Source organism: Lysobacter sp. A289 (assembly GCF_054072675.1).
In genome coordinates this window covers 1,359,493-1,380,693 of the sequence record NZ_JBSVRN010000001.1, presented here as the reverse complement: position 1 = coordinate 1,380,693, position 21,201 = coordinate 1,359,493, and the positions used below count along the sequence as shown (strand labels likewise).

Annotated in this window: 20 protein-coding genes and 1 pseudogene; 4 read left to right on the top strand and 17 right to left on the bottom strand. The window is 68.5% G+C overall.

The annotated features are described in order from the left end of the window. Positions 1–81: 81 nt before the first annotated feature. From gspN to ACW5DN_RS06220, 14 genes are all read right to left on the bottom strand, one after another. The gene (gene gspN / locus ACW5DN_RS06285; RefSeq protein WP_456961873.1) at positions 82–801 is read right to left on the bottom strand and encodes a type II secretion system protein N; all 720 of its coding nucleotides are present in this window, start codon (positions 799–801) and stop codon (positions 82–84) included. Beyond that, entirely contained in the window at positions 798–1,286 is a 489-nt protein-coding gene (gene gspM / locus ACW5DN_RS06280) for a type II secretion system protein GspM (protein ID WP_456961872.1), read from the bottom strand. Before gspM ends, gspN begins: the two co-directional genes overlap by 4 nt. Further along, complete coding sequence (gene gspL / locus ACW5DN_RS06275; protein ID WP_456961871.1) at positions 1,283–2,446, bottom strand: type II secretion system protein GspL; 1,164 nt, start codon at positions 2,444–2,446, stop codon at positions 1,283–1,285. The genes gspM and gspL overlap by 4 nt, the downstream gene beginning before the upstream one ends. A 3-nt stretch (positions 2,447–2,449) precedes the next feature. Continuing rightward, positions 2,450–3,421, bottom strand: a complete 972-nt coding sequence (gene gspK, locus ACW5DN_RS06270) for a type II secretion system minor pseudopilin GspK (protein WP_456961870.1) — start codon at positions 3,419–3,421, stop codon at positions 2,450–2,452. Continuing rightward, positions 3,418–4,026, bottom strand: a complete 609-nt coding sequence (gene gspJ / locus ACW5DN_RS06265) for a type II secretion system minor pseudopilin GspJ (RefSeq protein WP_456961869.1) — start codon at positions 4,024–4,026, stop codon at positions 3,418–3,420. The genes gspK and gspJ overlap by 4 nt, the downstream gene beginning before the upstream one ends. Then, positions 4,023–4,397, bottom strand: coding sequence for a type II secretion system minor pseudopilin GspI (gene gspI / locus ACW5DN_RS06260; protein ID WP_456961868.1), 375 nt, complete (start codon positions 4,395–4,397; stop codon positions 4,023–4,025). Before gspI ends, gspJ begins: the two co-directional genes overlap by 4 nt. Next, positions 4,384–4,863: a GspH/FimT family pseudopilin gene (locus tag ACW5DN_RS06255; protein ID WP_456961867.1), complete on the bottom strand. Its 480-nt coding sequence runs from the start codon at positions 4,861–4,863 to the stop codon at positions 4,384–4,386. The genes gspI and ACW5DN_RS06255 overlap by 14 nt, the downstream gene beginning before the upstream one ends. 3 nt (positions 4,864–4,866) lie before the next feature. Further along, a complete protein-coding gene (gene gspG, locus ACW5DN_RS06250) occupies positions 4,867–5,310 on the bottom strand; it encodes a type II secretion system major pseudopilin GspG (protein ID WP_456961866.1) in 444 nt (147 codons plus the stop codon). Positions 5,311–5,319: 9 nt separating this feature from the next. Then, positions 5,320–6,540: a type II secretion system inner membrane protein GspF gene (gene gspF / locus ACW5DN_RS06245; RefSeq protein WP_456961865.1), complete on the bottom strand. Its 1,221-nt coding sequence runs from the start codon at positions 6,538–6,540 to the stop codon at positions 5,320–5,322. Beyond that, positions 6,527–8,050 (bottom strand): type II secretion system ATPase GspE, encoded by a 1,524-nt coding sequence (gene gspE / locus ACW5DN_RS06240; protein WP_456961864.1) that lies wholly within the window; start codon positions 8,048–8,050, stop codon positions 6,527–6,529. Before gspE ends, gspF begins: the two co-directional genes overlap by 14 nt. After that, on the bottom strand, positions 8,047–10,110 hold the full coding sequence (gene gspD, locus ACW5DN_RS06235) for a type II secretion system secretin GspD (RefSeq protein WP_456961863.1): 2,064 nt from the start codon (positions 10,108–10,110) through the stop codon (positions 8,047–8,049). The genes gspE and gspD overlap by 4 nt, the downstream gene beginning before the upstream one ends. Continuing rightward, positions 10,107–10,952: a type II secretion system protein N gene (locus tag ACW5DN_RS06230; RefSeq protein ID WP_456961862.1), complete on the bottom strand. Its 846-nt coding sequence runs from the start codon at positions 10,950–10,952 to the stop codon at positions 10,107–10,109. Before ACW5DN_RS06230 ends, gspD begins: the two co-directional genes overlap by 4 nt. Positions 10,953–11,155: 203 nt before the next feature. After that, a complete protein-coding gene (locus tag ACW5DN_RS06225) occupies positions 11,156–13,852 on the bottom strand; it encodes a TonB-dependent receptor domain-containing protein (protein WP_456961861.1) in 2,697 nt (898 codons plus the stop codon). Positions 13,853–13,998: 146 nt separating this feature from the next. Then, positions 13,999–15,447 (bottom strand): hypothetical protein, encoded by a 1,449-nt coding sequence (locus tag ACW5DN_RS06220; protein ID WP_456961860.1) that lies wholly within the window; start codon positions 15,445–15,447, stop codon positions 13,999–14,001. Between the two features lie 253 nt (positions 15,448–15,700). Here ACW5DN_RS06220 and ACW5DN_RS06215 point away from each other — a divergent pair, with 253 nt between their 5' ends. Beyond that, positions 15,701–16,549, top strand: coding sequence for a 2OG-Fe(II) oxygenase (locus ACW5DN_RS06215; RefSeq protein WP_456961859.1), 849 nt, complete (start codon positions 15,701–15,703; stop codon positions 16,547–16,549). Positions 16,550–16,553: 4 nt separating this feature from the next. Here ACW5DN_RS06215 and nth read toward each other — a convergent pair whose 3' ends face one another. Genes nth through ACW5DN_RS06200 form a run of 3 tightly spaced genes read right to left on the bottom strand, consistent with a single transcriptional unit; the run spans position 16,554 to position 18,487 of the window. Beyond that, a complete protein-coding gene (nth, locus tag ACW5DN_RS06210) occupies positions 16,554–17,258 on the bottom strand; it encodes an endonuclease III (protein WP_456961858.1) in 705 nt (234 codons plus the stop codon). Next, complete coding sequence (locus ACW5DN_RS06205; protein WP_456961857.1) at positions 17,255–17,683, bottom strand: hypothetical protein; 429 nt, start codon at positions 17,681–17,683, stop codon at positions 17,255–17,257. The genes nth and ACW5DN_RS06205 overlap by 4 nt, the downstream gene beginning before the upstream one ends. A gap of 6 nt (positions 17,684–17,689) precedes the next feature. Beyond that, on the bottom strand, positions 17,690–18,487 hold the full coding sequence (locus ACW5DN_RS06200; RefSeq protein WP_456961856.1) for an enoyl-CoA hydratase/isomerase family protein: 798 nt from the start codon (positions 18,485–18,487) through the stop codon (positions 17,690–17,692). Between the two features lie 198 nt (positions 18,488–18,685). Between ACW5DN_RS06200 and ACW5DN_RS06195 the strand changes: the two genes are divergently transcribed. The 3 genes and pseudogenes from ACW5DN_RS06195 (at position 18,686) to ACW5DN_RS06185 (ending at position 21,182) form a co-directional block, all read left to right on the top strand. After that, positions 18,686–19,393, top strand: a complete 708-nt coding sequence (locus ACW5DN_RS06195) for an FKBP-type peptidyl-prolyl cis-trans isomerase N-terminal domain-containing protein (RefSeq protein WP_456961855.1) — start codon at positions 18,686–18,688, stop codon at positions 19,391–19,393. A 93-nt stretch (positions 19,394–19,486) separates the two neighbouring features. After that, a pseudogene (locus tag ACW5DN_RS06190) lies at positions 19,487–20,304 on the top strand (NUDIX hydrolase). Beyond that, complete coding sequence (locus tag ACW5DN_RS06185; protein ID WP_456961854.1) at positions 20,301–21,182, top strand: sulfurtransferase; 882 nt, start codon at positions 20,301–20,303, stop codon at positions 21,180–21,182. The pseudogene ACW5DN_RS06190 and the gene ACW5DN_RS06185 overlap by 4 nt, the downstream one beginning before the upstream one ends. The last annotated feature ends 19 nt before the right edge of the window (positions 21,183–21,201 follow it).

Sequence of the window (21,201 nt, the reverse complement as noted above, 5' to 3'; positions counted from 1 at the left end):
TGTGACATCCCTGCAATTTTGTGACGTTTTGATTGCATTTGTGTGGAGGTGTCCTCCCCCGGTGACATGGCGACCTGTTGGTCAGTCCGGCCATGTCCCATCGTCGATGCGGATCCGGCCGGCCGGGGTTTGCCGGAACCCGGCCGCCTGCAGCGCCAGCCCGGACAGGTCGTCGGAAGGCTGCACCCGCGAATGTAACCGATAGCGACCGTTACCGTTGATGGTGAAGTTTGCCTCGACGCGTGGTGCGTCGGTGGTGGTCGGAATCGAGGCGAGCACGATCGAGCCGCTGTCGCCATCGCAGTGCACCGGCCCTTGTAACCGGATCGGCTCGGCGAGGCCAGGAACGACCAGTTCCGCGGCGACCGCGCCGCTGGCCTTCTGGCAGCGGCCGCCGGCGAACACCAGGCTGGCGTTGTCGAAGGACAGGTGCGCGACCAGCCCCGGCAGCGGCCGGTCGATGTCCAGTTGCAGTTGCCCGTTGCTGTGGTCGATGCCGCTGCGGCGACCGCGCAGCAGGTCGACGGACAGGCCGGACGTTGCCAGTTCGAGCCGTTGCACGCCCAGCAGCAGCGACAGCGGCTCCAGTGCGAGGGTGGCATCACCCAGCGTCTGCCCGCGCCACTTGACCGAGCGCAGGCGACCGGACCAGATCGAGCCCGATGCGCCGTCCGCCGACAGGCCCAGCGCATCCGGGTCGATGCCGGAGCCTGCCGCCAATACCAGCCGCAGCGGCAGCGTCGCCAGCAGCATCAGCGCCAGAGTCAGCAGGAACGACAACGCCAGTGCGCGCCGGCTCATGGCGATGGCATGCGGAAGCTCGCCTGCACTTGCAGGCGGCCGTTGCGTTCGGTGATGTCGACGGCCATTGGCGCGATGCCGAGCTGCTGAACCAGTCCGTCGAGCCAGCCCAACAGCACCGGTGCGTCGACCGCGTCGATGCCCACTTCGAGCACGCCGGCCTCGTCGATGCGCTGGCGGCTGACCGGCACCTGCGCGGCCGCGGCGGCATCGAGGATGGCGCGGGCAAAATCGTCGGGCGCGGATGCGGCGGGCCGCTGGGCCTGCAGGGTGCGGATCGCAGCGACCCCACGCGTGACCTCGCGCAGGTCGGCGGTGGCGCGGTCAAGGTGGTCGCGCGCCGCATCGCGCGCGTGCCGCAGCGGCGCGACCACGCCGAACCACAGCGCGAACGCGGCGATCGCGGCGAACATCACCGCCAGCATCCGTTGCTCGCGGAGTTCGCGTGATTGCCACCCGTGCCGGAGCTTGTCGAAGGTGCTCATGCCGATGGCCTCACGGTGATGGCGTACTGGTTGCGGTCGCCGGCATCGCGGCGACCGGTCTCGGCCAGCTCCAGTCCGGCTTCGGCCAGCGCGGTGCGGATGCGTTCCAGCGCGGCCGGTGCAGGTACCACCAGGGTGGCCTGCAGTTCGCCGTCGGCGTAGGCGAGGGCATCGAGTTCGGCGCCGTCGGTTGCCGCGACCGCCGCCAGCAACGCGGCGGCGGCGCGGGCAAAGCCGTCGCCGGCCTGTAGTTCGGCCAGCCGTGCACGCACCGGCGGCAGCGGGTCGGCGTCCTTGCCCAGAGCGGGCAACACCTCGCGGGCGCGGGTGTTGGCCTGGGCTTGCAGGTCGCGCGCGGCGACCTCGTGGCGGATCGCCTGCGCGGCCAGCAACACCAAAGGTGACACCACCAGTACGGCGGCCAGGATTGCCGCGCGGCGCCAGGCCGGCCAACCCTCGCGGCGGGTGGTCTTGCGGGCGAAGGCGTATTGCAGCAGGTCGATCGGCGGCGCCAGCGCGTTGGCGGCGAACGCGGCTTGGGCTTCCGTTTCAGTCAGGACGCGACGCGGCCGTTCGCCGATGACCTGGTCGGCCAGCGCCGGTTCGGCGGCGAAGGCCAGCCGTTGGCCGCGGATCAGCCAATGCCCGCCCATGTCGACGATGACGACCTCGCCGGTGTCGCCCGCGGACGCGTCGTCGGTCGAAGGCAACAGCATCGGCATCGGCACCACGAAATCGGGAGTCATGCCGAGCGCCGCGGCACGGTCGAGCCAGGCCTGCATCGTCGCCGACTCGACCGCGACCACCTGGCGGCTGCCGTCGTCCGCGGCCGGCGCGATCGCGAGATGCAGGGTGTCGACCGGGCCGGCGACATGTTCCGCGACCAGCACGCGCGCCGCCGCCACTGCCTGCACCGGATTGCGCGTCGGCAGTTCCAGCCAGGTCGACAGGCATTCGATGCCGGGTACGGCCAGCACCTGCCGGACAGGGGTCTGGGTCGCAGTGGTGGTCAGGGGCGCATCAGCGTCGACCGTGCGCCGTGCGAGCACGCGGCCGCCGCCATCGACCTGAAGGCAGGTGGCCGCGGCTGCGTGCGTTGCCGGGAGCAACAGCAAGAGGGTGGTGGGGTTCATCGCGATGGGCTCACGCGGGTTCTTCATGGGTCATTCCAGTGGCGCCAGGCGGCGCTCGACCAGCCAGGTGCGGCCGGCATCGTGTTCGAACAACGCGCTCGACACGACCTGCGCGCCGGCGTACTCGATCTGCGACTGCAGGGCGAAGAAGCGCGTCCACAGCGCGACCTGGCTCTTCGCCGACGCCAGCGGTTTGATCCCGTCCAGCAGCCGGTGCGACCAGAAGGTGTCGGCGTCCGGCCAGCCGCCAGGAGGGCGCGCGCGGATCAGCCGGCGTGCCGCATCCAGGCCGAGCGCACCGTCGGTCAGCATCGACAGCAGCACTGCGTCGGTTTCGTCTAGGGTGTTGAGGTTGATCGGCGACAGTGTGTCGGTCGGCAACGCGCATACGTGCGGTCGCAGGCGGGTGTAGATGTCGTCGTCGAAACCGGCGATCGTGCGCAGCTCGCTGGGTTCGGCCAGCAGCGCGCCGCTGGTGCGGTGGGCCGGGGTACGCGACAGGTAGGTCGCGTCCTCGGCGCCGAGTGCACCGGGCACGCTGTCGGAATCGATCCAGTCGACCAGCGCGTCGACCAGTGCGTCAGCCTGATGCGCGGGGACGTCGAGCGCCCGCAGCAGCGCGCCGAACTGTTGGCTGTCCGCTTCGTGTCGCTGCCACAGCTCGGGTGCGCCCTCGACCACGCTGTTGAGGTTGAAGCAGGTAGTGGCGTCGGACAGCCGCGCGCTGATCGCACCGTGCTCGACCGGGAACACGAACGGCCGGTCGTTCCAGTCGCCGACCAGCGTGGTGCGACCCGGGTCGCGCGTCGACAGACGGTCGATCTGCGCCATCGCCAGCGTTTCCGCGCCGCGTGCGTACCACTGCGCCTGCGCCATTGATTGAGCGTTGGATGCCCGGCGCAGGCCGAAGCGGATGTCGTCCAGCACGCTCATCACCAGCACCGACATCACCACGACCAGCAGCAACACGGTCAGCAGTGCGACGCCCGACTGCCGCTTCACGAACTGCCGCCCGGCAGCAGGAACAGCTGCTCGATCCGGCCCAGTCCTTCCAGCTGCAGTTGCAGCCGTACCGCATCGGGCATCGCCGTCGCGCCGCCGGGCCAGCCGTCGATCCACTGGCCGCGGTAGTGGTAGCCGATCGTCGCCGACTCGATGCCGGCCAGCATCACCTGTGGCACGCCGGGCGCGGCGCCGTCGAGCGCGGTGCGGACGCTGCGTTCGAGCTGGCCGTCGACCAGCCGGTACTCGACGTACTGCATCGATGCGCGCGGCTCGGCGTCGGGATTGATCCAGCCGCGGCGAACCAGCGCCAGCAAGGGTGCCGCACCCGACATCGCCCGGCCTTCGCCCGCGGTGCTGCCGATGAAGGCGTTGCGCGCGGGCGTGCCGTCGCGCTCGCGCACCCGGCGCACGGCCGCCTGGGCGAGGTCGGCCTTGAGCAGGGCGCGTGCGCGCTGGAACTCGCCGATCCGATCCATTCGCGCCTGTACCACGCCCTGGTTGTCGGCGGCATACGCCATCACCGAGACCCCGACCGCCGACAACAAGGCGAAGACCAGCAGGGCGACCAGCATCTCGACCAGGGTGAAGCCGCGCGCGTTCATTGCACGCTCCGGAACACGCTGGCTTCCGCGGTGACGCGGTCCTCGCCGGCGGGCATCACGGTGACGTCGATCCGGACGATCGCATCCATGTCGGTCGGGCTGATGGTGCGGATCCAGCGCCAGTCGCGGTCGCCTGCCGATTCGGTGCCGGCGGATTTCGCGGCCAGTTGTGAGGGCGTCGCCAGCATCGCCTCGACCGCGCGGTTGTCGGCGACCACGCCGGCCAGCACGCGCTCCTCGATCACCACGGCGGTGCGGGTGTTCTCGCCGGCAAGGTTCAACAACGCCAGCGCGACCAGGCTGAACACCGCCATCGCGACCAGCATCTCGATCAGCGAGAAGCCCGGCGCGGGCCGATCAGCGCGGCGCATCGACCTTGACCTCGCCGGCGGCGTCCACGCCGACCCGGAGCTGCTGCCCGTTACGTGCCACTCGGACCTGCTCCTCGCGCCCACCGCCGGTCGGTTCGAAGCGGAAGCTGACCTGTTCGCGATTGCCATCGAGCACCGCGGTGGTGCCTTCGGCCCACGCCACCGGCTCGAACGGACCCTCGTCCAGCGGCTGCCACTGACCGAAGCTTTGCCGTGCGAATGCATAGCCCCCTGCATCGACGACCACCTGCACCGCGCGGCTGGTCATGATCGCCTCCTCCTGCGCGCGTACCAGCCGCGCGGCGAGGGTGTCGGCTTCCCGCGCAAGCGTGCCGGCGTCACCCGGCGCGGTCAGCACTACCGCCACGCCCATCAACCCGACGATCACCAGCACCACCATCAGCTCCACCAACGTGAAGCCGCGCAGGCGCGCAGGGAGCCGCGAACAGGTGGGCTGGCGCGACAACGGTCAGTTCCAGTTGCCGATGTCGGTGTTGTCGGCTTCGCCACCCGCCGCGCCATCCGCGCCGAACGAATAGATGTCGAACGCGCCGCGCTCGCCGGGCTGGCGGTACTGGTAAGGGTTGCCCCACGGGTCGGTCGGCAGGCGGCGGATGTAGCCGCCGCGACGGTAGCGTTCGGGACGGGTGAGGCCGGCGGGCGCGCGCAGTAAGGCATCGAGCCCGTGCTCGGTGCGCGGGTAGACGAGGTTCTCGAGGCGGTAGGTCTCGACGGCCTGTTCCAGCACCGACACGTCGGCGCGGGCCTTCTCGACCATCGCGCGATCCTGGCTGGGCATGACGTTGATCATCACGACGGTGGCGAGCAGGCCGATGATGACGATCACCACCATCAGCTCGACCAAAGTGAAGCCGGCGTTGTTGCGGCGGCGCGGAGTGGGGGTGGTTTGCATGGGGTTTCCTCAACCAAGGACCAGGGAGTTGAACTGCAGGATCGGCAGCAGGATCGCGAGCACGATCACCGCGACCACGCCGCCCAGGACGACGATGATGATCGGCTCCAACAGGCTCATCGCGACCGAGGTGAAGGTGTTGAACTCGCGTTCGAGGTAGTCCGCGGCGCGCTCCAGCATCGGCGCCAGCCGGCCGCTGTTCTCGCCGCTGCCGGTCATGTACAGCAGCGTCGGCGGGAACACCCCGGCACGGCGCATCGCGCTCGACAGGCTGCCGCCTTCGCGGATCGAGGCGACCATGGTGTCGGTCGCCGCGCGCAGCACCCGGTTGTGCACGGTGCGCGCGGTGATGACCAGGCCCTCCATCATCGGCAGGCCGCTGGCGAGCATGATCGACAGCGTGCGCGCCATCTGCGCGGCATGGACGTCGCGGACCAGGCGGCCGAGCAATGGCGTCTGCAACACCAGCGCGTCGAAGCGCAGGCGGAACGCCGGTCGCTGCAGCATCCGCGTGAATGCCACCGCGCCCAGGCCCAGCAGCACCAGCGCCACTACGCCCCAGTTGGCCATCAGGTCGGAGATGCCGATCACGACCCGGGTCAGCATCGGCAGCTCGCGGCCCATCGAGTCGAACTGCTCGACCACCTTGGGCACCACGAACGCCATCAGCGCGATCACCACCGCGACCGCGGTCAGCGCCAGCGCCGCCGGGTAGACCAGCGCGGTGACCAGCTTGCCGCGGACTTGCTGCTCGCGTTCGAGCAGGTCGGCGAGGCGTTCGAGGATGTCGGGGAGCGCGCCGGAGCCTTCGCCGGCGGCGACCATCGCCCGGTACAGCGGCGGGAACGCCTTGCCCTGGCGCGCCATCGCGTCGGACAGGCGGAAGCCTTCAAGCACCTGCGCGTGGGTGGCCATCAGCACCCGACGCACCGCACGCTTCTCGGCCTGCGCGCCGATCGTGCGCAGCGCCTCTTCCAGTGGCGCGGCCGAGACCAGCGTCGCCAACTGGCGGGTGACCAGGGCGACGTCCTTGGTGGTGAAACGGTCGAAGACGCCCGCCAGCGACCCGCCCGGCATCGGATCGCCGCCGGCGCGGGCTGGCTCCAGCCGGACCGGCACCAGGCGCCGGCGTTGCAGCCGCGCGCGAGCGTCGTTCGGGTCGGCCGCGTCGAGCCGGCCACTGCGGTTGCGGCCGCGCTCGTCGAGGGCGTCGTAGTCAAACGCCGGCATGGCTGGCGCCCTCAGCCGGCATCGTGTGGTCATCGTCCTCGCGGGTCACCCGCAGCGCTTCTTCCAGCGTGGTCGCACCACTGGCGACCGCGGCGCGCGCCGATCCCGCCAGTCGATCGGCGCGGGCGAACGCGGCACGGGCGAGGGTGTCCTCGTCGGCGTTCTCGCCGATCAGTCGGCGCATTTCGTCGTCGATGGCGATGGCTTCGTACACGCCCATCCGTCCGGCGTAACCGGTGTGGTTGCAGCGCGGGCAGCCGACGGACTGGTAGAGCATGCCGTCGAAGTCGCGGCCCATCAGTCGGAGGCCCAACGCGTCGGCCGGACGCGGTGTGCGGCAGTGCGTGCACAACCGTCGCACCAGCCGCTGCGCCAGTACCAGGCGCACGGTCGAGGCGAGCAGGAACGGTTCCATCCCCATGTCGCGCAGCCGCGTGATCGCGCCGACCGCGTCGTTGGTGTGCACGGTCGACAGCACCAGGTGGCCGGTCAGGCTGGCCTGCACCGCGATCTGCGCGGTCTCGGGATCGCGGATCTCGCCGACCATCACCACGTCCGGATCCTGTCGCAGGATCGCGCGCAGGCCGGCGGCGAAGGTCATGCCGACCTTGGTGTTGACCTGGGTCTGGCCGATGCCGTCCATCGCGTACTCGACCGGATCCTCTACGGTGAGGATGTTGCGGCTGCCGTCGTTGAGCAGGGCCAGTCCCGCATACAGGGTGGTGGTCTTGCCGGAGCCGGTCGGGCCGGTCACCAGCACGATGCCGTTGGGCACGTGCAAGGCCTTGTTGAACGCGGCCTCGACCGCGGCCGGCATGCCGAGCTGTTCCAGTGTCAGCGTGCCCTGGTCCTTGTCGAGGATTCGCAGCACCACCCGCTCCCCGCCGCGCGCGGGCAGGGTGGACACGCGCACGTCGAGCGCCTTGGCGCCCATCGCCACCGAGATGCGGCCGTCCTGCGGGATGCGCTTCTCGGCGATGTCGAGCCGCGCCATTACCTTGACCCGCGATACCAGCAGCGGCGCGATCCGGCTCGACAGGCTGACCGCCTCGCGCATCACGCCATCTATGCGAAAGCGCACCCGGAGCGCCGCTTCGGACGGTTCGATATGAATGTCGGAAGCGCCCAGCCGCGCGCCCTCGGCGATAAGGCCGTTGATCAGGCGGATGATCGGCGCGTCGTCCTGGCTTTCCAGCAGGTCGGCGGTGGCCGGGATGTCCTCGACCAGCGAATCCAGGCTGCCGTGCATGTCGAGCTGGTCGACCGCCTCGGTGGTGCCAAGGCCGGCGTCGGCGTAGACCTCCGACAGCTCGCGGTCGAACGCGGCGCGCGGAAGCCGCGCGACTTGCAGCGGCCGGCCGAGCGTGCGGCGCACCTCGATCAGCGCGGTCGCCGTGGCGTCCTCGCGCAGGCCGACATGGATCGATTCCGCATCGGCCGCGCCGTCGAGCACGACCACGCCGTGCCGCTTGGCGAATGCGTAGGGCAGCGACGGCAGGGCGGCGGTCATGGGGTGGGCAGGGCTTCGGGGGTCCCGGAGGCCGGCGCCGGGTTGCTTCCGACCGGCGGCGCCACCGGCGGCTGCGTCCGCAGGTAGTCGCGCACCAGCACGTCGAGCGCCGCTTCGCGCTGCTTGCCGTCGTCGAGCTGCAGCTGCGAGTTGCGCATGTAGTCGTAGCGCGGCGCGGTCACGCGCTGGGCATCCTCCGGTCCGCCGACGATGGTCGGGCGGATGAACACCATCAGGTTGGTCTTGTCCTTGGACCGGCCGGTGGAGCGGAACAGGCTGCCGAGGATCGGGATGTCGCCCAACAGCGGTACCTTGTCGACCGAACTGCGCTCGGCCTGGTCGAGCAGGCCGCCGAGCACGACGATGGCGCCGTCGTCGACCAGCACCCGGGTCTCGATCTCGCGCTTGTTGAGGATCAGCTCGTTGAAGTCGGCCGAGACCGGTCCGGCGATCGACGACACTTCCTGCCGCAGCTGCAGGGTGATGCCTCCACCGGCGTTGATCTGCGGGGTGACCTCCAGTTGGATGCCGACGTCCTGTCGTTCGATGGTGCGGAACGGATTGGAATTGCTGTCGCCAAGTACTTCGCCGGAGGTGATCGGCACTTCCTGGCCGACCAGGATCCGCGCCGGCTCGTTGTCCAGGGTCATGATCGACGGCGTCGACAGCAGGTTTGAACCGTTATCGCTCTTGACCGCGTTGATGATCAGCCCGAACAAGGTGTCGCCGGCACTGCCCGCGATCCCCGCCAGCCCGCCGGTCAGGCCCAGCAACGATTGCATCGCGGCGTTGCGGGCGGTCTCGGCGAGGTCGGAGTCGTCGTCCTTGAGCAGCGCCGCGCCGGCCAGCTCGGTGATGCCCGGCCCGGAGTTACGGAACTGGCTGATCCCGAACGGCACGCCGTCCTTGTTGGCGGCGGCGATCTGGGCGCCGAGCTCGCTGGCGGCATCGTCGGAAATCTCGACCACGATCGCCTCGACCAGCACCTGTTGGCGGCGCACGTCGAGTTGCTTGATCACGCTCAACAGGGTGCGCTGGGTTTCGGGATCGGCGTTGATGATCAGCGCGTTCTGACCGGGCGCGCGAACCAGGGTCGGGCGCTTGCCGGGCACCGCCGAGATCAGCTGGCCCTGGTTCGTATCGATGCTGACGCCGGCTGCACTGGCGCTGACCTGGGTCTGCGCACCGGTGTATCCCATCGCGTCGGTGGGTTGCCCCACCAGTTGCTGCAACACCGGCAACAATTGTTCCGCGCTGGCGTGCTGCAGCTGGACCACGTGCAGGTCGCCGGTGCTTTCGGCGCGGCGGTCGAGTTCCAGCACCATCTGCACCACACGCTGGATCACTTCCGGGCTGCCGCGGACCACGATCGAGTTGCTGCTCGGCACCGGCAGGATCGACATCGCCGCGTTGCCGCCCTCGGCCCCGCCCATGCCGAACAACTGGTTGACGGTGGCGGCGATCTCGCGCGCCGAGCTGTTGCGCAGGGTGACGGTATCGATCGAGGCGCGGTCGCTATCGATCTGCGCGATCAGCCCGCGGATCCGGCGCAGGTTGTCGGCGTAGTCGGCCACCAGCAGGCTGTTGCCCTGGGGGGTTGCGATGACCACTCCGCCGCGGCCGACCAGCGGCTTGATGGTCTCCGCGGCGATGCGCGCATCGACCCGCTGCAGGGCGATGATGTCGGTCGCGAAGCCGGTCGCGCCGCCGCCGGCCGAGCGCGGCTGCTGTGCGGCGGTGTCGTCGGGGACGACGCGATAGGTTCCGGCGCCCGCCGGCACCGCGATCAGGCCGTTGGCGCGCAGGATCGTTAGCAGCACGCCGAGCAGTTCCGACTCGCTCATCGGCTGGTCGTTGGAGAAGTTGACCGTGCCCTGCACGCGCGGGTCGACGATGAAGTTGGTGCCGGTCGCGCGGGCCACGTCCTGGATGAAGGCGCGGATGTCGGCGTTGCGCACGTTGAACGCCTCCGGCTCGGCGGCCGACTGCGCGATCGCCGGATGCATCGGTTGCAGCGCCAGCGCGAAGGCAAGCACGGCGGCGAGGAAGGGACGGCTCATCGGGGTGCCTGTAGGGTGGTGGTGTGGGTCTTGCCGTCGCGTTGGTACTGGATGGTCAATTGGGCCTGGCCTTTCAGTTCGTCCCGTAATCCCGCCAGCCGGGCGGGGTCGAGTGGACGCCCGTTGACCGACAGCACCACGTCGCCGGGTCGCAATCCGGCCGGTCGCATCAGCGCGGCGCTGGCGCCGGCGGTGATTGCGTAGCCGCCACCTGGACTCTCGATGAGGCCGGTTGCGGTCGATGATTGACGCGGCATCGCAGGGGTACCGGTCGATGCAGCCGGGAAGGGGGGTGCGGTCGCGGCTGGCGGAGCCGTCGGCCTGGGGTTGCCGATCGGCAGCGTCTTCGCTGCGGGCGTGGCGCCCGCGGTGGCAAGCGGCGGCAGCTCCAGCCGGTGCCGGGCACCATTGGCGGCGAGAACCGCGTGTTCGGTGCCGACGGATTCCAGCACGATGCCCGGCGCAATCTCCTGGCTTACGGCGTACGACGCCTGGTCGCCATCCTTGCCAAGGATCGCCGACCCGCGCATTGCCGAAGCAGTGCCACCGTCGCTGCGCACGCCGAACAGGGTGTAGCCGAGAGCATCGCGGCTTGCGGTGCCGGGCGCCCGGGCGGAGCGGAAGAACACATCGGTCAGCGGCAGGGATGGCGGGGCCGGGGGGGCAACCGCGGGCCCGGTCATCGCACCACCGATCGGCCCGATCGGGGTCAGCGCCAGCCACGCCAACCGCGCTACCTGCAGCGCGAGCAGCGTCACCAGCACCAGTTCCGCCCCGACTGGAAGCCGGGCGCGCCACTGGGTGATCTGGTCAGGGGACAGCCGGTTGGGAAGCAAGTGCATGGATCCTGCGGAGGCCGGGACACCGATATTTCAGGCGTGCGCACAGGATGAGATGGTTTGGTTACGGTTTGATTGCAGTTGACACATAAGGTTGCGGCGACTGTCATGATCCGCGGCGGGCAATTAAAAGCCCGGCAGGTTTCCCCGCCGGGCCGCTGCGTCCGGCCACTTCCCCAAGCGCCGGCCACTCTGCACTGGGTGCCTCAGAACGAGGCGCTGATCTCGAACGAATAGCTGGTGCCCAGGTCGTAGCGCATCACGTCGGCGCGACCGCCGCCGAACTCCTGGTACTCGCTGTATTCCTCCCCCAGAATGTTGCGGGCCTCGAAGCCCAAGGTCATGTCGGTGTCCCAGAGCCGGAAGCCCTTCTTCAGCACCAGGTCGACCGTGGTGCCGGGCTCCTGGATGTAGTCGGGCTGGACGACCACGATGCCGTCGGGCGAGTAGCCGTTGATGCCGCGGGCGTTGATGCGCTCGCTGGCATAGCCGACCAGCAGCGTGGCCTGGCTACCGGTTTCCGGGTTCTCGATGCCCAACTGCAAGTTGGCCAGATGCTCCGACTGCCCCTGCAGGCGGCTGCCATCGAGCACCAGCTCGGAGGCGGCCTGTGGGCGGCCGTTGCCGGCAAGGGTGTAGGCGACGTCGCCGTCCTCGACCTGCACTTCCGAATCCGACCAGGTGTAGTTGGTGCCCAGGAACAGGCGGCTGTCACCGGCCCAGTCGAACGGGCTGCCGAAGTACTTGCGGAAGTCCAGTTCCAGGCCGTACACCAGCGCCGATGGGGCGTTGATGAAGCTCTGCTGCCAGCTCGATCCCGAGCGGCCGTTGAGCACCATCTCGACCGGATTCTCGATGTCCTTGTAGAACAGGCCGGCGCTGAAGTACTCGCCCTGGTCGAAGTACCACTCGTAGCGCAGGTCGAGGTTGAGCAGCTCGCTGTCGACCAGGAACGGGTTGCCGATGACCAGACGGTCGCTGTCGAGATCGAGGTATTGCTGCGGCGCCAGCTCGCGGAACTGCGGGCGGGCGATGGTCTGCGACGCACCGAACCGCAATTGCTGGTTTTCGGCGAAGTTCCAGGTCAGCGCGAATGCCGGCAGGAAGTAGTCGTTTTCCAGTGGGGCCGCGGTCGGCAGTGGCTGGCCTTCGTTGAACAGGTCGATTGGCCGCACCTGCTGGGTCGCGTCCTCGTAGCGCACGCCGACGGTGGCGCGCACGGTGCCGGTCAGCTGCGACTCGGCCTCGATGTACACCGCGCTGGTTTCCAGTGAGGCGTCATACGCGGCCGCGCCGGTGCCACCGGTGGTCTCGCGCAGGGTCAGGTAGCCCTGGCTGATGTTGTAGTCCGACAGCAGGTAGTCGGGCCGCTGGTAGCGCTCGTAGAACGGCAGGTTGCCGAGCGACAGCAAGCGGAACTCGCGCGAGACCGCATCACGCTCGGTTTCGGACCAGGCGCCGCCGAAGTTCACGGTGATATCGCGCTCGGTCGGCAGGCGCCAGCTGACGTCCACGCCGGCGTTGTCGACGCGTTCGTTGACCTGGCTGAAGCGGGTGTAGTTCTGCGCCTGCGAGGCGTCGTGCTGCCAGAAGCCGTCGGCATCCTCGCGGTAGCGGAAACCCTTCTCGTACGGCGCGTCGCGGCTGGCGCGCGAGTGGCTGGCGCGCCAGTCGATCTCCAGGTCGCGGTATTCGCCGAACGCGTGCTCGCCGGTCAGCTGGGTGTTGATCATCTCGCGCTCGAACCAGTGGGTGGTGTCGTCGCGCACGTTGTCGCCGGTCAGCAGGCTGTAGCCCTCGCTGCTGCGGGTCTCCTTATCGGTGTCGTGGACGTACATCGTCATCAGGCCGACCCGGTGGCCGTCCCAGTCGACCGCGGCGCCGAGCAGTCCGTTGATGGTGGCGTTGTTGGTGGTCGACATGAACTCGTAGTCGCTCTGCACCGCCATCGCGCCGTTCTCGACCGCGCCGTCCTGCTGCACGCCGAGCTGGGTGCGCCAGCTGTTCTTCATTGCCGCGGTGGCGACCAGGCCGAGCCGCACGTCGTCGCCGACGTCATAGGCGTTGCCCATGCTGATCTCGGCGTTGAAATCCGGGTCGATGCTGTCGGTCGCCTGCAGCAGGTTGAGCGGCGCGTTGGTGAAGCTGCGCGCGATCTTCTTGACCTCGTCGCTGCTGAAGTCGCGCCCAGGGGTGATGCGGTTGCCGGTGGCAATCGCGTCCTTCAGCTCGGCGGTCACCTTGCGGGTGCCGTCATCGAAGCCGAAGTAGTCGGAGTCTCCGCCGCCGTAATGGGTCAGGCCGGCCTGGAAGGTCGTCTCGCTGTTGCCGCCGGTGCCGATCTTGAAGTCGAGAAAGGGCTCCTCGGGGATCACCGCGCTGGACAGGTTGATGGTGCCGCCACCGAACTCGCCGGGCATGCTCGCCGAGTAGGTCTTCACCACCTCGATGGTCTGCAGTACGTTGGTCGGGAACAGGTCCAGCGGCACCACGCGCTTCAGCGGTTCGGGGCTGGGCAGCGGCGAGTTGTTGAGCAGGGCCGAGGAGTAGCGCTCGTTGAGGCCGCGCACGTAAACGTAGCGGCCATGGTTGAGGCTGATGCCCGCCACGCGCCGGAGCGCATCGGCAGCGTTGCTGTCGCCCTGGCGCTCGAGGTCTTCCTTGGAGACGTGGGTCATGACCGCCGAGCTGAGCAGCATCGGCTCCGGGATGTATTCGCCCTGGACCTGGACCGCGTCCAGTTCGGTCGCCTGCATCGGCGCGGCGGCTGCGGCGGTTGCGCTTGTGGCGGCGGGGGCGGACTGCGGCGGTGCGTTGGAGACCGTCTGCGCCAGCGCGATGTTGGGCGCGAGCAGGGCCGAGATGGCCAGAAACAGGCCCGTGCGGGCGGTGGTGAGCTTCATGAGTGGCAGCCTTTCAATGGGTTCGGTGCGTCCGAATAAGCCGATGCCGCGGCCCGGCCGCGGCATCGATGGGGGCCCGGGGTCGCGGACACCGACCCCGTTTCCCGTGGCGTGGCGGCCGCGGCTGCCACGCCCGTTGTCGCCGCTCAGCAGTCGTCGGCGGTCAGGCCGCAGGTCCAGCCCTGCCACCAGGTGTCATTCGCATCCTTGACCGCGCCGATGTAGTCGACGTCGACGAAGGACGCGTTGATCGCGGCCAAGCCCGCGTAGGCCGGTACCGCCGCCTCGGTGGCGCCGTTGATGAAGCCGGCGGTCAGGGTCGAGGCGCCCGTGGAGTTGTTGCTGCCGGCGTTGAAGGCGATGGCCTCGGCACCGGTGGCGCCAGCGGCGAACGGCTCTGCGCACGACAGGAAGGTCGAATCGAAGGTGCCTTCGGTGGTGGCCGACTGGAACTCGACGCAGGCCGGCGCGCCGCCGGTGATCACTGCGTTGTAGTAACCGACCAGGGTCCCCTGGTTCAGCACCACCGCGTTGTCATGACCGGCACCGACGAAGGTGACGTTGGCGAGGTTCGGCATCGAGCGGAACGGCAGATCCTGCGAGCTCATCTCGTTCATGCGGTCGCCGCCACCGGCGCGCTGCACGACCAGGCCGAACTGGATGCCGCCGCGGAAGCCGGAGTCGGTGTCGAAGCTGTCGTCGTCATTGCCGGTAGCGACCAGGTACTTGCCGTTGACCGTGCCGCCAAACCACTCGAAGCCGTCGTCGGAGCTGTTGTGCACCTGCACGTATTCGACCGTGGTGCCGGTGCCGAGGCCGGCCAGGGTGATGCCGTTGAGCTCGACGTCCGGCAGGACCTCGAAGCCGGAGTGCATCACGCGGACGTACTTCAGCACGCCGGTGTTGTCGGCGTCGTCGTTGCCGCCGTAGTAGCCGTTGGCGCCTTCGACCTGCGCTTCGCAGGTGGCCGTGCCCGGCTGCGCGGTGCCCGGGCAGGTGCTGATCGCGGCACGGCCGAGCAGCACGAGGCCGCCCCACTGGCCGATCGAGTCGATGTCGGTGCTGCCTTCGACGCTCTGGCGGCTGGTGAATACCACCGGTTCGGTCGCGGTGCCTTCGGCGAAGATCTGCGAGCCGCGGTTGACCATCAGGAAGTCGGCGCCGGCGGAACCGAACACGGTCACGCCCGGCTCGAGGGTCAGCGTGCCCTTGTTTGCGCCCGGTGCCGGGTTGGCGGCGTCACCGCCCATGTCCATGCCGACATCGGTGCGGCCGTTGACCGAGTACACCACCCCGTCGATCTTCGGGACCAGCAACTCGCCGACGATGCGTGAGGGCAGCTGGCAGTTGAGCAGGCCGGCGACTTCGCCGACATCGCTGGTGCCAGTCGGGCACTCGGCCGCGGTCGGCGGCGGGGTGGTCGGCGGCGGAGTGGTCGGGGGCGGGGTGGTCGGCGGAGGCGTGGTGGCCGGCGGCGGCGGGAACGCGCCTTCGCCCGGCGAGGCCACGTTGTCGGAACCACCACCACACGCGCTGAGCGCGAAGGCCGCGGCCAGGGTCATCAACAGGGTCTTGGAATTGCTGGAAGCAGCCATTTGCACGATCTCTCCGATCACGGGTTGGGTCAATCCACGGGAAACAGATCGGTCAACCGGCACTTTCCATTGCGACCGGGTGCTCTCCGCGTCCCGTAGCGAAGTTTCAGGAAATCTTTATAGGCGCGGTTTGTGACAGCTCGGCTTCAGTAAGCGCAGTTTCTTGATCCAGCCGATGAAAGCCTGATCGGGTCGCCTGGATAAAATTCGCCGTCGTAAAGAAGCTGCAATCAAGCCTGGTCACACTGGTGTCATGAAGCGAGAACTCGCCCCCGACACCGTCGAATGGATCCTTGGCCAGGCACGCGCGGGGCAGCCGCCCGACACGCTGCTGCAACCCTTGCTGGAGGACGGCTGGGAGCAGGGCGAAGCGACCGAGGCGGTCGAGTCGGTGGTGCGCGAATGGCTCGATTCGCACGCGCGTGGCAGCGGGTTGCCGCCGTCGGTGCCGGTGCCGTCGCCGATCGAACTCAACGGGCCGTCGGCATTGCAGGTGGGCGACCACGAGGTGTGCGTCCTGGCGAGTCTGCTGCTGCCGCGGGTGATCGTGTTCGGCGGCCTGCTGGGTGACGACGAATGCGACGAACTGGTGGAGATGTCGCGACCGAAGCTCAAGCGCTCGACCATTCTCGATCCGGACAGTGGCGGCGACGAGGTACATGTCGACCGCACCAGCGCTGGCACGTTCTTCCCGCGCGGCGGCAACCCCCTGTGCAGACGGATCGAGGCACGCATCGCGGCGTTGCTCGACTGGCCACTGGAGAACGGCGAAGCGCTGCAGGTCATGCGCTACGGGCCGGGGGCGCAGTACCGGCCGCACCATGACTACTTCGACCTGGCCTGGCCGGGCTCGGCGGCATCGCTGGCGCGCGGCGGGCAGCGGGTCGGCTCGCTGGTGATGTACCTCAACACCCCGCAGCGCGGTGGCGCCACAACGTTCCCCGAGGCCAATCTCGAAGTCGCCGCGGTCAAGGGCAACGCGGTGTTCTTCAGCTACGACCGCCCGCACCCGATGACGCGCTCGCTGCATGCGGGCGCGCCGGTGGTCGAGGGTGAGAAGTGGATCGCGACCAAGTGGCTGCGCGAACGCCGCCACGATTGATGGGTCAGGTGGCCGTGGTGGCCGGAACCGGTTCGCCCGGGGTCTTGTCCTTGTAGCGGCAGATGTCGCGGATCGCGCAATGCGGGCAGTCCGGCGTGCGCGCCTTGCAGACATAACGGCCGTGCAGGATCAGCCAGTGGTGGGCATCGCGCAGATACTCCTGCGGGATCACGCGTACCAGGATGTCCTCGACTGCACGCACGGTCTTGCCGGGTGCCAGGCCGGTGCGGTTGGAGACCCGGAAGATATGCGTATCGACCGCCATCGTCGGCTCCCCGAATGCCGTGTTCAGCACCACGTTGGCGGTCTTGCGGCCCACGCCGGGCAGCGCCTCCAGCGCGGCGCGGTCATGCGGAACCTCGCCGTCGTGGTGGTCCAGCAACAACTGCGCCATCGCCACCACGTTGGCGGCCTTGGTGTTGTACAGGCCGATGGTGGCGATGTACGGCTTCAACCCGTCCACGCCAAGAGCCGAGATCTGCTCCGGCGTGTTGGCGACCGCATACAACTTGCGGGTGGCCTTGTTGACGCCCACATCGGTGGCTTGCGCCGACAGCGTCACGGCCACCAGCAGTTCATAGGGTGTGGTGAATTCCAGCTCGGTGGTCGGGTGTGGATTGAGCTGTCGCAAGCGTGCGAACACCGCATCGATTTCGACCTTGGTCAGCCGTGATCGCGCCGGCCGCTTGCGGGGGGTTGGGCGGGTCAACGGCCGGCCCCGCCGGTTCCCGGATTGCCGGCGGCTTTGGCTTTCGCCCGCGCCAGGGCAGCGGCAACCGCGACCGGAAGGGCCGGCTGAGACGGGTCCACGCCGGCGGCTCCGGCTGTCGCAGCCACATCGGCCTCCGCTGGTCGCTCCGGCGCGCTGCGTTGCGCCGTGCGCTCGGCGCGGCGACGCTCAAGACGCGCATCGCGGGCGCGGAAACGTTCGCGAGCGGCCAGGGCACGGATGCGGTCCGCGCGCGCAGCCACCAGGCGCGTATGGCAGTCCACGCTGCAGCCGGGGCACGGCATCGCCTTGAGCAGTCCGAGCTGCAAGGCGCAGTCCACATCGCCATCCATCAACGCAGTGGCGACCGGATGCACGCTGGCCCCGCGTGGGTCCTCACAGCCGCAGATGCAGGCCCCGGCCACGAGCTGTCAGCTGCCCTGGAAAGCCGGTTTGCGGCGTTCAAGGAACGCGCTGGTGCCCTCGCGCATGTCGTCGGTGGAGAACATCAATCCAAATTGCGCAGTCTCGTACTCCAGGCCTTCTTCAATCCCGCACTCGCCGCCGACATTGATGCAGTCGATCACCCCACGCAGTGCCAGCGGCGCCGACGCGGCCAGTTGTGCGGCCAGCTTCATTGTTTCGGCCAGCAAGTCGGCGGCGGCCACCGTGCGATTGACGATGCCCAGTTCACGCGCTCGCGTCGCGTCGATCGGCGCGCCCACCAGGCACAACTCCATGGTCGCGGCCCGGCCGGCCAGCCGCAGCAGTCGCTGGGTGCCGCCAAAGCCGGGAATGAGGCCAAGATTGACCTCGGGTTGTCCGATCTTGGCGGCATCGGCGGCGATGCGCAGGTGGCAGCACATCGCCAGTTCCAGGCCGCCGCCAAGCGCAAAGCCATTGATCATCGCGATCACCGGCTTCGGCATTTTCTCCACCCGTCGCATCAGGCGTTGCCCCCGCAGCGAGAAGTCACGGCCCTGGACCGGCGTCAGGCCGTTCATCTCGGCAATATCGGCGCCGGCGACGAACGCCTTGCTGCCAGCGCCGGTCAGCACCACGCAGCGCACGTTGGCATCGTCTGCGGCCGCGTCAAATGCCACCTGCAGCGCGTCCAGCGTCGCCGCGTTCAACGCATTCAGTTTGTCCGGGCGATTGACGGTGATGGTGCGGACTGCGCCGTGGTCGGCGGTGGTGACAATGGAATCGGGCGGAGGAGCATTTGACATGAATGGCGTTTTCCGGTGAAGGGTCGTTTACAGTGGCCAATGGAACTTGCAAACCCAGCGCGCGGTCTGATTTGTTCGTCAGTGGCGGTTAAGCGCTGGCGTCGTTATCCTAGCGCGTCCTATCGGGGCTGTTGACCGATACGGACATCCTATCGGGGCGGTGTCGCCGCTTCGCGCCATCACCGGAGGTTTTACCGAATGAAGTTGCGTTTGATTGCGGTCGCCGTAGCGGCCCTGACCCTGACCGCGGGCCAAGCCTTCGCGCAGGACATCTCATCCGAGAAAGGCAAGCTGAGCTACGCGTTGGGTTATGACGCGGGCAATGATTTTGCCCAATTGGCAGCGTCGGGAGAGCAACTGGACTCTGCTTCCGTGGCCAAGGGCCTGCAGGACGCCATGGCAAAGACCCAGCCGGCCGTTCCCGCCGACCAGTTGCGCCCGGTGTTCGAGAATTTCCAGAAACGCCAGCAAGCGCGTGCGCAGCAGGCTCAGGCGGAATGGAGCAAGCTCGCCGGCGAGAACAAGACCAAGAGCGATACCTTCATTGCCCAGAACAAGGCCAAGTCCGGTGTCAAGTCCTTGGCCAGCGGCGTGCAGTACCGCGTGATCGAAGTCGGTAACGGCGCCAAGCCGACGGCCGCCAGCAACGTGGAGCTGTTGGTTGCCGGCCCATTCCCGTGGGGTGAGCGTCCCCAGGGCGAAGCCGCACAGGCCCGTGCCATGCCGGCGATGAAGCTCAGCGAAGTCGAAATGCCGGCCATGCGTGAAGTGCTGGAGCAGATGCCAGCCGGCTCCAAGTGGGAAGTCACCGTCCCGTCCGACAAGGCCTACGGTGCGGACCCACGTAGCGGGATCCCGCCGAACATGGCCGTGCAGTTCGAGATCAAGCTGGTCGGCGTCAAGTAATACACACTGGAGCAGTACGTCCAGGTGCTTCTGCAAGTCGTAGTCTCCGTCGCGCCGGCTTGCCCGGCGCGATTTTTTTATGAGTGAGCTGCCATGAATGCCCCTTTCCCCGTCATGCTCAGTCCCTGCACCGGCGTGTGTTGCCTGGACGAGCATGGCCGGTGCGAAGGCTGCTACCGCACCGGCGACGAGATCGCGCGCTGGTCGACGATGGGCGATGACGAGCGGCTGCGGATGATCGAGGACGTGCTGCCGTTGCGGGAAGCCGGGCAGGGATGAACCGATCGCCCCTGGTCGCCCGCCTGCCCGAGGCGTCTCGCCTGGAGCGTGCGTTGTACCCGCTGGCGGCGCCACCCACGGGTCCGTGCTGGAACCAGGAAGGGCTATCCGACCTGTTTCCGGCTTCGGCCGTGCACGCGGATGCGGCGGTATTGGTTGGCCTGGTACCAAGACCCGACGCGACCCAGGTCATCCTGACCCTGCGCACGGATGCCTTGCGTCATCACGGTGGCGAGGTCGCCTTTCCCGGCGGACGAGTGGAGGCCGGGGATCAGGACGCCATTGCCGCGGCGATCCGGGAAACCGGTGAGGAGATCGGTGTCGGCGCCGACCAGATCGTACCGTTGGGCTTGCTGGATCCGTTGTTGACCATCACCGGCTTCCGGGTGTTGCCGGTGGTGGCGGTGATCGACCCGGTTCACGTGATCCGCCCCGACCCGGGTGAGGTTGCCGAAGTCTTCGAGGTGCCACTGGATTTTCTGCTTGATCCGGCCAACCTGGTCGATCTGAAGGTCGACTATCGAGGGCGGACCCGCCTGCTCCACGAGTATCGCTATCCGGCGCGACGGATTTGGGGCGCCACCGCGTTTATCCTGTTGAATCTACGGCAGCGGCTGGAGAACGTGAAATGAGCACGCATTCGGGTCGGGGCGGAAGCGCGCCAAGGTGGCAGGCGCTGGTTTCGGCCGAGGCGCTATCGGCGGCACTGGATCGGGACGACGTGACCGTGCTTGACGCGCGCTCGTCATTGGCCGATCCGGCCGGCTGCGAAGCGGCATACCGACAGGCGCATATCCCGGGCGCACGATTCGCCGACCTGGACCGCGACCTGTCCGACCATCGAAAACCCGGCGGCCGCCACCCGTGGCCGGACGCCGCGGACTTCACCGCACGCCTGGGCGGGTGGGGTATCGGGCCGACCGGCCAGGTCGTGGTCTACGACAGTGGCGACGGCGCGCTGTCGGCGGCACGCGCCTGGTTCCTGCTGCGCGCGCTGGGTCACCGCGACGTGGCCGTGCTCGACGGCGGCTGGGCCGGCTGGACCGCGCTGGGACTGCCGATCGAGTCCGGCCTGCCCGAGATACAACCGAGCCGCTACGTCGCGCAGTTCGACGGCAATCGCCTGCTCGACGCCCCGCAGTTGCAGGCGCATCTGGCCAAGGGCGGCATGCTGCTCGACGCGCGCGCGCCAGAGCGCTTTCGCGGCGAGGTGGAGCCGATCGACAAGGTCGCCGGCCATGTGCCCGGAGCGATCAATCGCCCCTACAGTGCAAACCTGCGTGATGGTCGCTTCAAGCCGGCCGCGGAGTTGGCAACCGAGTTCGCCGGCTTGCTGGGCGACAGGACGCCGCAGGACGTGGTGGCGATGTGCGGCTCCGGCGTCACCGCCTGCCACCACCTGCTCGCGATGGAGCACGCCGGCCTTCCCGGTGCACGGTTGTTCACCGGTTCGTGGAGCGGCTGGATCGAGGATCCCAGGCGCCCGATTGCGCAGGGCGAAACACGCTAGGAAAGGCCCGGACAACCAG

What these genes read in the sequence shown, in the direction of transcription:
- gspN (WP_456961873.1), bottom strand. Translation starts at nt 801, where the DNA reads ATGAGCCGGCGCGCACTGGCGTTGTCGTTCCTGCTGACTCTGGCGCTG.
- gspM (WP_456961872.1), bottom strand. Translation starts at nt 1,286, where the DNA reads ATGAGCACCTTCGACAAGCTCCGGCACGGGTGGCAATCACGCGAACTC.
- gspL (WP_456961871.1), bottom strand. Translation starts at nt 2,446, where the DNA reads ATGAAGAACCCGCGTGAGCCCATCGCGATGAACCCCACCACCCTCTTG.
- gspJ (WP_456961869.1), bottom strand. Translation starts at nt 4,026, where the DNA reads ATGAACGCGCGCGGCTTCACCCTGGTCGAGATGCTGGTCGCCCTGCTG.
- gspI (WP_456961868.1), bottom strand. Translation starts at nt 4,397, where the DNA reads ATGCGCCGCGCTGATCGGCCCGCGCCGGGCTTCTCGCTGATCGAGATG.
- gspG (WP_456961866.1), bottom strand. Translation starts at nt 5,310, where the DNA reads ATGCAAACCACCCCCACTCCGCGCCGCCGCAACAACGCCGGCTTCACT.
- gspF (WP_456961865.1), bottom strand. Translation starts at nt 6,540, where the DNA reads ATGCCGGCGTTTGACTACGACGCCCTCGACGAGCGCGGCCGCAACCGC.
- gspE (WP_456961864.1), bottom strand. Translation starts at nt 8,050, where the DNA reads ATGACCGCCGCCCTGCCGTCGCTGCCCTACGCATTCGCCAAGCGGCAC.
- gspD (WP_456961863.1), bottom strand. Translation starts at nt 10,110, where the DNA reads ATGAGCCGTCCCTTCCTCGCCGCCGTGCTTGCCTTCGCGCTGGCGCTG.
- ACW5DN_RS06230 (WP_456961862.1), bottom strand. Translation starts at nt 10,952, where the DNA reads ATGCACTTGCTTCCCAACCGGCTGTCCCCTGACCAGATCACCCAGTGG.
- ACW5DN_RS06225 (WP_456961861.1), bottom strand. Translation starts at nt 13,852, where the DNA reads ATGAAGCTCACCACCGCCCGCACGGGCCTGTTTCTGGCCATCTCGGCC.
- ACW5DN_RS06220 (WP_456961860.1), bottom strand. Translation starts at nt 15,447, where the DNA reads ATGGCTGCTTCCAGCAATTCCAAGACCCTGTTGATGACCCTGGCCGCG.
- ACW5DN_RS06215 (WP_456961859.1), top strand. Translation starts at nt 15,701, where the DNA reads ATGAAGCGAGAACTCGCCCCCGACACCGTCGAATGGATCCTTGGCCAG.
- ACW5DN_RS06200 (WP_456961856.1), bottom strand. Translation starts at nt 18,487, where the DNA reads ATGTCAAATGCTCCTCCGCCCGATTCCATTGTCACCACCGCCGACCAC.
- ACW5DN_RS06195 (WP_456961855.1), top strand. Translation starts at nt 18,686, where the DNA reads ATGAAGTTGCGTTTGATTGCGGTCGCCGTAGCGGCCCTGACCCTGACC.
- ACW5DN_RS06185 (WP_456961854.1), top strand. Translation starts at nt 20,301, where the DNA reads ATGAGCACGCATTCGGGTCGGGGCGGAAGCGCGCCAAGGTGGCAGGCG.